Origin of the sequence: Hydrogenoanaerobacterium saccharovorans (assembly GCF_003814745.1) — a bacterium.
Lineage (GTDB): Bacteria > Bacillota > Clostridia > Oscillospirales > Ruminococcaceae > Hydrogenoanaerobacterium > Hydrogenoanaerobacterium saccharovorans.
In genome coordinates this window covers 797,580-808,975 of sequence record NZ_RKRD01000001.1, presented here as the reverse complement: position 1 = coordinate 808,975, position 11,396 = coordinate 797,580, and the positions used below count along the sequence as shown (strand labels likewise).

The window sequence follows — 11,396 nt, the reverse complement described above, 5'->3', positions numbered from 1 at the left end:
TCCGTCAAAAATCCGCGCCGAACTCTCACCTAACATCGGCTCTCTGTACCTACCATTTCGACTTACTCTTCCCGTCATCGTTTTTATGGTGTATTCAGTTTTACAGTTTTGATTGGGTTTATTATACCCTGCCAATACGAAATGTCAAGGGCTTTTTTAATGAAATTGAAATTTGTTTTTGGATAAACTGCCAATTTATACATATATGCAGTTACAGCTTGCCTTGCTGCCAACAATGGTAGCACAAACCGATGTACTTATCGTTGCCGCCAATTTCGATTTGCTCGCCCTCTTTGACTATTTTACCGTCTTTGATGCGCGCGTTTACTTCAGCCTTGCGCCCGCATTTGCAAACCGATTTGATTTCGGTAAGCGAATCTGCAATCTCAAACAGCCGCTTGCTGCCCTCGAACATTTGGGTACGAAAATCGGTTTTGAGCCCATAACACAGTACGGGAACCGAATTCATGGCTATTTCTTTCAGTTGGTCAATTTGTATGCCTGTAAGAAACTGCGCCTCGTCTATAATCAATACATCATATTGCTTATTGTGCAAAAACCAATCGTTCAGATCCATCTTAGGTGTAATTACAATCCCTTTGCCCGTAAGCCCGATGCGGCTTTTTACAATATCGGCGCCGTCACGGCTATCCAAAGCAGGCTTCATCAGCCCCACATTGTAGCCCTTTTCTTCATAATTAAATTTTGCCATCAGCGCCTGTGCAGATTTTGAGCTGCCCATCGCGCCGTATTTAAAATAAAGCTTTGGCATAAAATAGCCTCCTCATTTTTCTTTGTTACAGCTCCTCTGCTTTTTTTAGGTGCTCCGCAAAAAGATTGCCAATCCCATCCAAGCTGCCCAAACCCTGCAACAGTATCTGCGTTTGGTACCCTTTTTGTTCCAGAATCATCTTCCAAGAATCCTCATCGTCCCCCGCCATATCATTTTGCGCATGGTCACCTGCAACAATCATAAAGGGCATTAGAACCACCTTTTTAATTTCGTGTTTATCCAAGCGCCCCAATACATAATCAAGGTTGGGGAAACCCTCTACCGTGCCCACATAAACACGCTCGTATCCCAACGAGCGAAACGTGTTTTCCAACTGGCTGTATGCCCCGTTTGCAAAGTGGTCGGTACCGTGCCCCATTAGAACCAGAGCTTCATCGTTGCCGAGTGCAGGCACCTCTTTCATCAACAATGCGCAGCAGTCGATGTAATCCTGTACATCACTCAACAACGGCTTGCCAAGCTTTACGCTGGTAAATTTGTGCGCTTGCCCGCTGATTTGGTAACACATCTTGTCGTATTCCACACCGTTGATAACGTGAGTGGACTGGCACACAATCTCGTCGTAACCTTGCTCAGCCAATCGGATTAGCAGCTGTTCGGGGCTTTCTACTGCAATGCCCTGCGCTTTTTGCAGCTTACGAATCACCATACCCGAAGTAAATGCCCGAAACAGGTCATAATCCGGCATTGCATTGTGCAAACGCTGTTCAATCTTCTCAATTGCTGCCATTGCATCGGGATAAGTTGTACCAAAACTGATAACCACCAGTGCTTTTTTATTCATGGCAAATTTCCTCCGACATTTGTCAATTTTATTTGATACGTTAAATGAACATTATAAAGGCTATTATATCATTTTTTCTATCTGCGGGAAAGAAGAACAAAAAAACACACCCGCGGTTTATCTTTGCGGATGTGCTTTTGCATCATTTTGTTTTTACTAGATAAGGTCTGCCAATTGTTCACCGATTTTAATAAGATCGATGCCTTTGGTAAAGTTAAGGCATGTTCCCGATGGGTAGCGTGTTTTTTCTACCCAGTGTGCAGGGATAGCATCCACACCGTATTTTGCGCCGAGGATAGCGCCTGCAACTGCGCCAATGGTATCGGCATCGCGGGCAAAGTTGCCTGCTACGATAACGCCTGTTTTAAAATCTTTGTGTGCCATTTTCAGTGCTGCAAATGCAGACGGAATTGCCTCAGCCGTAGTTGCCCACGTGCTTGCACGCAATTCGTCGTGCAGCGGCATCCATGCATCAATAATAGAGCCGTTGGCTTTTTCTATAATTTCAAAGGCACGGTTCATGCTGTAATACAGCCACGAATCGGTGGGAATGGGCTTCATCGCTGCGGCGATAATTTCGTCCATGGTACCGTCCACCATAGCAACCGCAACAGCCGCCGCAACCGCCTGTGCGCCCCAAATGCCGTCTGCATAATGGCTGATGGAGGCATCAATTTCTGCCATAGCAGCTGCACGCTCGGGGTCGCCCGCGCAGATAACGCCGACAGGAGGAATGCGCATTGCCGTGCCGTCGCTTAAATGGTATGTATTGAATTTGCCCGATTGGGGTGGGCGCAGCCCTTTACGCAAATTGTTGGCGGCGGCGATTTCGCTCGCTCCGCCTCTTTTGAATTCATCCTGTACCACAACATCCTCAAACCATGCTTTCACCACTTCGTCGGTGGTTAACTTGCCCTTACAACCTATCAAGGTTTTGGCTGTAAGCAGTGCAAACTCGGTATCGTCGGTACTCCAAGAAGCGCCGCTGTTAAAGTCGGTAGTAATGCCGTAATTCACGCGGTTATCCTGCATTCTGGAGGCATCGCCAAAGGAATCGCCAATCGCAAGCCCGCATATACAGCCGACTGCCTTATTTCTTGCCAGGCTTTTATCTGCTCTAAGCTGTTCTGTTGTAATCATGTATCTTCTCCTTTTTTGTACAAGGTTAAAGTTCTTCGATAGTAAGATTGCCGAAACCGCTTCTGCCGAGGCTATACATCGCATAGCCTGCCATACCGTAGGTGTGGGTGGAATCTTCTACCTGCAACAGCTGTTTACCGTCTACAGACAGTGTTATGTGTGAGCCGATTACAAGCAGTTCCACTGTATATTCTTTGTTGTATTGCCACGCAAACGGGCATGATGCAAGCTGCTTCATACCGCTGTTGTTACAGTAAATTGCCACACCGTTTTCGGTAAAGCCGCCGTAATAGCCGCGCAATGCACCCTGTACTCGTGCCGATACGAGATGGCTTTCTCCTGTATACGGGGTGATCTTTCCTGTAATGCGTATATCTCGCATATAATAGCTGCCTGTCATTGCCTCGGCGTGCTCAAGGCACATTGCATTTATCATACCGTTTTCAATCTCCCATGCGCCATGATTGTGCGAAAAAGGAGTGATGGATGCAAACTCTTTTTTCTGCTTGGAGATGTCTATGGTATAGCTTGCTTTACCTGTAATGGTAAAATCGTCTATGTACAAACAACCAAAATCTTTGTTTTTTGCAGGGGAATTTGCTTCAAACAACAGCCCGATTTCATCCACCATTGCGCCGTCAAGCTGTGGGATGGTAAATGAGATTTTCTGCCATCCTTCTTCTTTGATGACCATACCGCCCAACAAAACATCCTGCTTGGTGGAGGTATTGCGCACATAAGGGTTTAGAATAATGCTCTCGCCGGTGTAGCGGTCGGCATATACCATCATCGAAACAGTTTGCCCCGGATAGGCTGTGGGCGAAAATACCGGCATATACCGCTCATCGTCAAAATCTTCTCGGCGGTAAAACGGTTTGTAGTAAATTTTACATTTCTGCCCGCGCGACATGCGGTCAAATAAAATTTCGGCAGAACCTGTACCGCTGTATGCACGCAGGGTAGAGTGGCGCAGTGAGCATGCGTTGCTGGAAAGGCGCAGGTCGTGGGTAGAGCCGGGCAGTTCAAAATCGAAATGAATTTCACCTTGCTTAACGCTATTCTCAAGCTGCGCAGGCGCTTGTTCACCCGCTAAGCGATACCCCAGCAATACCAGCTCTTTTGCATAAGTGGGGATATCGAGAATGTTGAGGTAGCCCGATATGCCCGAAAGCACAATGCCGTCGTTGATTGGTTTACGGTAATGCTCGGGGATCCCCTCAAGCCCGCACGCTACGCCTAGGATGGTGCCCACATTGCCCGCGTTGCAGTCGGTATCCCAGCCGCACATGGTTGCAATTTCTACTGTACGGGCAAAATTTTTGCCGTACAGCATGGCAAGCACACATACACCCGCATTCGGTATCATATGACATATGCCCGTGTATTTATCGTAACCCCAGTTTTGCTGCAAATAGGTAAGGCATGCGCGCCAGTCATCGGGGTTTTCGCGGTGAAAATCGCGTACCGCATTTACTACTTTAGCATAGGTACAGTCCTTTGGTATCTGCTCCAGTCCTGCATCCAACAGCTCGTCTATATCCGAAGTATTGTATGCCGCCGCAATGCATGCCGCCATAAACGCACCACCGTAAATGCCGTTGCCGTCGTGCGAAACACTTGCCGCCATCGATGCATATTCTGCCGCTTTTTTGCTGTTGCCCGGGAACACCAACCCCCAGGTATCAACAAAAATTTGTCCGCCAATCTGCTCTGCCATAATCAACCCGTTGGTTGCTGCCGAGCCGGACTGTGGTGCAGGCATACCCGCTTTTAGGTTGAGGTAGGCAGTGTGCTCGGTGCTTACACCGTATCCGCCCCACCAAAACATACCTATACCCTCTCTGGCATAGTTGAGCCATGCGTTGGCAACGTGCTGTGGGGTAAGCTCTCGGTCCTTTGCATCGTCATATAACGCACGCAGAAAAAATACGGGGCCGTTTGCATCATCGTCGGCAGCAAAATTTTTAAAATCCTTTACATAACCCGTAATGTCTCCATAAAAGCGCTCAATGCGCTCGCTTGTCCAAGCGGTGGGTTCTACCGGTGCACCCAAGCGAATACCAACATTCATGCCGATAAAACCGGCATAAGTTTTTTCAAGATAATTATTTGGAATCATATTGTACCCCTTAGTTTAGAAGTACCTCTCTCTGGCAACAAAGAGAGGTACTTTTATAGTTAACCCAATTTTTCTGCTAGATATTTGCTGATTTCATCACCGCCTGCAGCATTCCATTTGGCGACAAACTCGTCAAAGCTGTCGATACTTTTCACACCGCGGATAATATCGGTGGAATACTCGGTGTACAACTTATCCATCGCATCTTTCAGCGGCAAAAGGTCATCGGGCAGAATGACATTGGTATCAGCTGCGTAGTACTCGGTAGCTGCTTCGAGAGAAGCAACTGCAGGCTCGGTGAGCACTTGACCGTTGACTGTGGAGGTGTCGAGCCCCTGCATGGTCGGCCAAAAGCGCGCCCACCATTCGGGGAATTTATCGGTGAGTTTGTATTTTCCGCTTTCTTCGGTATAATGAACATCCTTGAGCCCCAGCTTATCCAGTTTTCTGCCTTCGGTGCCCGCCATAAACTCCAATACTGCCCATGCGGCATCTTTTACCTCAGAATCTGCATTGATGGCAAAGCCACGCGACTCTTTGGTAACGTCTATGGATTGGTATGCTTGTGACACGCCTTTTGCGGGCGGCAAAACTGCCAGCTGTGCTGCTTCACCTTTGGTTTGAACCATTTTATTGTTGTAAACGTTGATAACATCGCCCGCTGTACCCGAAACAAATCCGGCCTGTCCTTCGTAGAATGCTTGCTCCATGGTGTCCCACTGTTTTGTGACGTACTCTTTGTCGAGCAAGCCGTCTGCATACAGTTTTGCATAGTAAGCGAGTTTATCTTTTTCTGCTTTGGTTGCTTTCGAGTAAACCCACTTGTCGCCCTCTTTTACGATGGTCGCGGTTACACCAAAAGCGTGGTTGAACACACTGTCGAGTTTTAAGATGGTACCGTCGGTGGTAATAGGCCACTCGCAGATGCCTTTGTCTTTCATCTCTTTGAACATGGCATAGTAATTTTCGGGGGTTGGGTTTTCAAGCAGTGCTTTGCTGCTTTCAAGCGAATTAAACCAGTCGGTTCTGATCACAGGTATCTGCACTCTGGCGGGTGCCAACCAAAGCAGATACGGGTAATTTTTTACCGCTTCTGTGTTATGTTCTTGCATAATTGCTTTTACATTGGTAGAGGCGTTGATGTACGCGGTTAAATCTTCAAGCATACCCTCTTGTGAAATGGGCAGGTCCCCGCCCTGAAAATAGATGATGTCGGGCGATACCTGACCGGTACGAAAAGCAATGGGCACCACCTCGGCATATTTGCCCGCAGGTGCTTCTAAAACTTCAAGCTTTATGTAGTTGCCCTCGGCAGCCATACCGGCTTCGATTTGTTTTACAAGCTCTATTACATTTTCTTCGGTAGGAACAACGTCTTTGCAAAGATAAGTGACGGTTACAGGTTCTTCGGGTGTACCGATTTTTGCAGGTTCGGTCGCCGACGTTTCGCCGGATGCCTCCGGTGTTGATTGCGAGGGGGCTCCTTGCTTAGAGCCGCAACCTGCAAACAGCGCTAAAACCATGAGTACTGCGAGAATAAGACTAATCAAACGGTTCATCTAAAAATCCTCCTTATACTTTGTGTTTGCTTTTTTATTCTTTTACTCCTCCGCCCATTACGTCTTTTGCATAGTACTTCAGAACAATGGGGTAGAGTAACAAAATTGGAATAATCGCCACAATAATGGTGGCACCCTTGAGTGCATTGTAGTCAATCCGTGCTAAGTCGTTGTAGTTGTACAGGTTCTGCTGCCCTACAATCGACACAGTATCGCCAAGAACGACGAACTGGCGCAAAATCACTTGCAGCACCGTATCCTTTGCCTTGGTAAGATAGATGCTTGCTTTGAAATATTCGTTCCAACGCACTACGGCATAAAACATCGTGATGGTTGCAATACCGGCTTTGGAAAGCGGAAACACGATGGAAAACAGCATACGTAAATGTCCTGCTCCGTCAATGGTTGCTGCCTCGTAAATAGATACGGGAACTTCTTCAAAATAACGCATCATAATAATCAGGTAGTAAACGTTCACAGCGGTGAGCAAAATTACCGACCATTTGCTGCCCATCAACCCCAAATCTTTAATGACAAGATATTCGGGAACAAGCCCCGGTTCAAACAGCATCATAATAATCAAAAACACCATAATGGGTTTTTTGAATGCAAGTTTTGGCCTTGTGAGTACATACGCCGCAGTGGTGGTAAGCAGAATGTTAATTGCCGTACCCACCACGGTGATTACAATGGAGTTCCACAGTGCGGGCATAAGCACAGGGTGGCTAAACACGATACGGTAATTGATGAGGTCAAAATCTTTTGGGAGAATCTCCAGCCCGCTCATAGAAACGGATGCCTCGGGACTGGAAAGAGAACGTGCCAATATATTGAGCAAAGGTACAATCATGGTAAGTGTGATGGCACCCAAAACGATCATTAAAACAATTTGAGCAAAGGTATACTTTTTGTACCGTTTCAATGCTACCACACACCCTTTCCTGTGATTTTTTTCGAGAGCAAATGGGTACACAAAACAAGCAAAACGCCCACTACACCCTTAATCAAGCTCACTGCGGTTGCAAGCGAATATTGTGCGTTTTGAATACCAATACGGTAGATGTAGGTATCCAAAATATCTACCGAGCTGAGCACTGCATCGTTCGAAAAGTTCAGTACTTGGTCAAAACCCGCATTGAGGAAGAAACCAAGGTTTAAAATAAACATGGTAATCATGGGTGTAATCAAAGCAGGCAGTATAATTGATTTAATAATATTGATGCGATTGGCACCGTCAATTTCGGCGGCTTCGTAAAGGCTAGGCGAAATATTTAGAATCGCGGTAAAATAAAAAATCGAATCCCAACCGATACTTCTCCATGCCTCCGACAACATCAAAATCCAGCGTATCTTTGTTTTGTCTGTCATAAAATCAACTGCGGGAATATGGAAGATGCCAAGAATTTGGTTTACTGCACCCGATGAAGGCGACAGTGCAGAAATCCAAATGCCTGCAATAACCACCCACGACAAAAAGTGCGGTAAATAAGAAATTACCTGTACATATTTGCGAAATACTCCTACTCTTAGTTCATTGAGCAAAATAGCAAACAAAACAAAAAGCGGGAACAACAGGATATACTTCATAAAACTGATGATAAGTGTATTGGAAAGAATTTCGCCGAATGCAGAGGTTTTAAATATCATTTTAAAATATTTTAGCCCCGCAAAAGTCCATGGTCCGCGTGCCTTGTAGTTGTAAAATGCCAGCCTCATACCAAGAATAGGCCACAGTCGGAATATAATAAAATATAAAATCGTGGGCGCCAGCATCAAATACAACACCTTATCCGCGCGCACCTGCCGCCACAGCTTTTGCGGATTCAGCTTTACCTTGGGAGGCTTATTTGATTTTGTAAGTGTCATAATACTCCTCCTTACGGAATCAATATATCCATGAGCGGGGCATGCTGCTGTGCACCGTAAACATCGCGGTCGCAGCAAGTGCCCGAAGAAACTGCTCTGTTATATGTTATCTTGATTCCCAATCCTTTTTCAAAAAAAACAATTCCGCAGATATCTTTCGGCTTTAACTGGTAAAGCTTGCAGATGGTATCTATATTGATGACTCCGCTGTCTGCCACCCTGCGGTAATTCTCAGGTTTATCAAACAGCACATCCAAGGTTATTTCAAACGGGCCGCTGTTTTTACTTCTCAATACTTTTGCCAAATCAACCAATCTATCCATTGGCTGTGCCTCCTATCTTAAGCTGTATTCAATGGGGAACAATGCTTTGGCATCCGCTGTTTCCATCAAATGATATACCGAAAATTCGTACACGGCACCAAATTCGACGTCGCTTGGTGCAAACGGAAATGCCAAATTACCTGCTGTGGATTTTCTGCCCTCATAACCGTAATGCATAAAGGTAGAGCGCACCGCACTGCACAATGCAGATGCTTCACTTTGAGTTTGGGCAATCACCTCAAACAGCACACCAATTTCGTGCCCTGCTGTGTTGTGTGGCTCCAACGTGCCCATTACCCCGTTTTTGCCATAGTTGTAAAAGTTGATTTGATAACTGCCGCGCGGGATTTCACTGAATTGGTTCATCACGCTGTTTTTCACCTGTTCTTCTACTTCTTCAACCTTGTCGATAAGCAATGGGTCTCGTATACCTGCAACCACAAAGGTTCGGTACGCAACCCGTCGCGCACCTTCCAGTTTGATTTGGTACACAGGCGTCTTTTTCATTTTACTGCCGCTGACGCGAACACGCCCTGCGCCGCAATCGGTAAATTCGCAATTTTTCAAGTCCAGTACCACTCCCGGGCCATGCAATATGTAGGGGTGATCTTTTTCATAAAACGTATGTGCTGCTACGCTGACGGTAGTGCATTTGCGGGTGTGGTTGGTGGGGTAAACCTCAAAGCAATCCTCATACAAAACGCCCATCATACAATCTTTGGTTGTGCCGGGTTCACAGCACAATGCGCCGCATTCCAGCACCTTACCCAGATGGTAAGCAAGTGCCTCATCAAACCCTGCAAACACCCCTGCTGCTGCAAAGGGCGATGGGTCGTATGCTCTGCCGCAAATAATCAGCTGTGCACCATTTTCGAGTGCCTCCAAAATGGGCTCCATCCCCATCTGCGCTACCACACCCGTTGTCTGCTCCAACGCGTCTTCGGTAAGTTGGGGTACCGAATCGCCAAGCGGTGTCACCTTGCCCTGCTTCATGTTTTCGCGAATAATGTCTTTTGGGATATCTGCCCAGATAATCGCCTGCTTTAGGTTAGTGATTTTATGTTCTGCCAACACTTCGTTTATGATATCGAGTGTCCATAGTACGTGCGATTTACCCCCGCTGCCGCCTGCCGAACCGATAATAACGGGAATTTTATGTTTTACACCTGCTGTAATTAAACGTTCCAAATCTTTTTTACAAGCCTGACGGCTTACAATGGCAGTGTTTGCACCGAGCTTGTGCGGTCCGGCATCGGTAGAGCCCGCATCAACTATAATTGCATCGGGGCAATCGTTTAACCCGCTTTCAAACGACTCTGTCGGAAAGCCATAGCCTAAAATACCGCAAGGCGATAATATTTTGAAACATTTTCTCATCTTTTGCACTTCCTTAATCTTATTCCATACTTTCAATTTTCTTATCTACCATGCGCATATGATGGCGTACCGCCTGTTTTGCCGCCTGTTTATCGCGGTTTGCTACCGCCTTCGCAATGGCAAGGTGCTCTTGTGCAATTTGGTCGCGTCTTACCTGGTCACGATGGCTCTTCATCGCAATTTCGCTGATAAGGTCGTAGTAGGTATCGATAAAATTCATATAAAAAATATTACGGGATGCCTGCGCCAGCTTGTAGTGAAAATAATGATCCATATTGTGCTGTTCTTCGTCGCTTGCCGCAACTTCCAACCCATCAAACAGTTCTTCAATTTCTTCGTCACTGGCACGTTCTATTGCGCGCTCAACCATTTTTAGCTCTAAAGTTTCTCTAAAGTCTACCAAATCGCTGTAGGTAGCTTTTTTCAGTGCCTCATTTACCGATTCGTTCATGAGCTTCCCCTGAATATTATCTTGTATATACGTGCCGTCTTTGGGCTTTCTGCGTATATATCCTTGTGCCTGCAGCTGTGTTAAAGCCTCGCGCAATATGCCTCTGCTAACGCCGAACTGCTCGGCAAACAAAGTTTCATTGGGTAATTTGTCGCCCGGTTTGAGGCTGCCGTCGCGCATCATATTCACAATCTGATTGACTACTTTATCCGAAAGTCTTTCATTGCGTACAGGCTTGATATCCATTTCTACCACCTATTCTGCCAATATGGCATATTTATATTGTTTAATAATCTAATTGTTTAACAATTTAACTATATGGTATCATTCATCTTAAATATTTGCAATAGTTTTGTATTTTATTTATATATTTTGTATACATTATCTAAAAACAAAAAATAATCTGTGCAAAATGCAAAATAGAAACCGATGAAAATATCGTTTATTATAGTGTTATCCGTTAAAACTCAAAAAAGAACGACTGCCAAACGCAGCCGTTCTTTACATAGTTTAAATATTCAGCTTATTCACTAAACATTGAGCATTCCCATTCCGTTGCCTGCACCCCAACCCCTTGACTGACCTTGAGCGCGGCCTGCACCGTTTCTGTTACCGCCGCAGCCGCCGTTGCCTGAACCTGTTCCGTCGCAAAAAGCTTGTCTCTCTTCGTAAGCTTTCAAGGCATCGTCTGCTTGGCCTTGTGTGATTGTACCGTCAGCAACTTTTTCTGCAAGAATATCTTTTCTTATTTCTTGTGTCTCTTTTTTGAATTCATCAAGTTTTCCTGCATCGTTTGCAATTGCACCGTAAGATTTTCCGCTTTCTGTTCTTTCTTTTGTAACATCCTCCACCGTTCTGCCAGTCAGCCCAGCTACTGCCTCTGCAGGGCTGTTGTACACAGACGCTGCAAACGCGCTGATGGATAATACACTGAGAAGAAATACTGCTGCACCAATAACGATTAGTTTTTTCATAATAAATTCC

At 45.8% G+C, this 11,396-nt stretch carries 11 protein-coding genes and 1 other annotated feature (1 of these 12 only partly in view); all 11 genes read right to left on the bottom strand.

The window, feature by feature from the left end; translation table 11 throughout:
• Nucleotides 1-87 (bottom strand) — a binding site (T-box leader) (it extends 164 nt beyond the left edge of the window).
• A 124-nt stretch (nt 88-211) separates the two neighbouring features.
• The 11 genes from EDD70_RS03725 to EDD70_RS03675 all read right to left on the bottom strand — a co-directional run bounded on the left by EDD70_RS03725 (nt 212) and on the right by EDD70_RS03675 (nt 11,386).
• Complete coding sequence (locus EDD70_RS03725; protein WP_092752889.1) at nt 212-772, bottom strand: thymidine kinase; 561 nt, start codon at nt 770-772, stop codon at nt 212-214.
• 25 nt (nt 773-797) lie between these two features.
• Nucleotides 798-1,577 carry a sirohydrochlorin cobaltochelatase gene (locus EDD70_RS03720; RefSeq protein WP_092752891.1) on the bottom strand — a complete coding sequence of 260 codons (780 nt, stop codon included), beginning with the start codon at nt 1,575-1,577 and terminating at the stop codon, nt 798-800.
• Nucleotides 1,578-1,733: 156 nt separating this feature from the next.
• Nucleotides 1,734-2,717: an ADP-ribosylglycohydrolase family protein gene (locus EDD70_RS03715; RefSeq protein ID WP_092752893.1), complete on the bottom strand. Its 984-nt coding sequence runs from the start codon at nt 2,715-2,717 to the stop codon at nt 1,734-1,736.
• 25 nt (nt 2,718-2,742) lie between these two features.
• Nucleotides 2,743-4,836, bottom strand: a complete 2,094-nt coding sequence (locus EDD70_RS03710; RefSeq protein ID WP_242943091.1) for an ADP-ribosylglycohydrolase family protein — start codon at nt 4,834-4,836, stop codon at nt 2,743-2,745.
• Between the two features lie 59 nt (nt 4,837-4,895).
• The gene (locus EDD70_RS03705) at nt 4,896-6,395 is read right to left on the bottom strand and encodes an extracellular solute-binding protein (RefSeq protein ID WP_092752895.1); all 1,500 of its coding nucleotides are present in this window, start codon (nt 6,393-6,395) and stop codon (nt 4,896-4,898) included.
• A 34-nt stretch (nt 6,396-6,429) separates the two neighbouring features.
• Entirely contained in the window at nt 6,430-7,326 is an 897-nt protein-coding gene (locus EDD70_RS03700) for a carbohydrate ABC transporter permease (RefSeq protein WP_243116507.1), read from the bottom strand.
• Complete coding sequence (locus EDD70_RS03695; protein ID WP_092752897.1) at nt 7,320-8,261, bottom strand: ABC transporter permease; 942 nt, start codon at nt 8,259-8,261, stop codon at nt 7,320-7,322. The genes EDD70_RS03700 and EDD70_RS03695 overlap by 7 nt, the downstream gene beginning before the upstream one ends.
• Before the next feature lie 11 nt (nt 8,262-8,272).
• A complete protein-coding gene (locus EDD70_RS03690) occupies nt 8,273-8,584 on the bottom strand; it encodes a DUF4387 domain-containing protein (RefSeq protein WP_092752899.1) in 312 nt (103 codons plus the stop codon).
• 12 nt (nt 8,585-8,596) lie between these two features.
• Nucleotides 8,597-9,961, bottom strand: coding sequence for an acyclic terpene utilization AtuA family protein (locus tag EDD70_RS03685; RefSeq protein WP_092752901.1), 1,365 nt, complete (start codon nt 9,959-9,961; stop codon nt 8,597-8,599).
• A 19-nt stretch (nt 9,962-9,980) separates the two neighbouring features.
• Nucleotides 9,981-10,658 (bottom strand): FadR/GntR family transcriptional regulator, encoded by a 678-nt coding sequence (locus tag EDD70_RS03680; RefSeq protein WP_092752903.1) that lies wholly within the window; start codon nt 10,656-10,658, stop codon nt 9,981-9,983.
• 284 nt (nt 10,659-10,942) lie between these two features.
• Complete coding sequence (locus EDD70_RS03675) at nt 10,943-11,386, bottom strand: hypothetical protein (RefSeq protein WP_092752905.1); 444 nt, start codon at nt 11,384-11,386, stop codon at nt 10,943-10,945.
• Nucleotides 11,387-11,396: the final 10 nt, after the last annotated feature.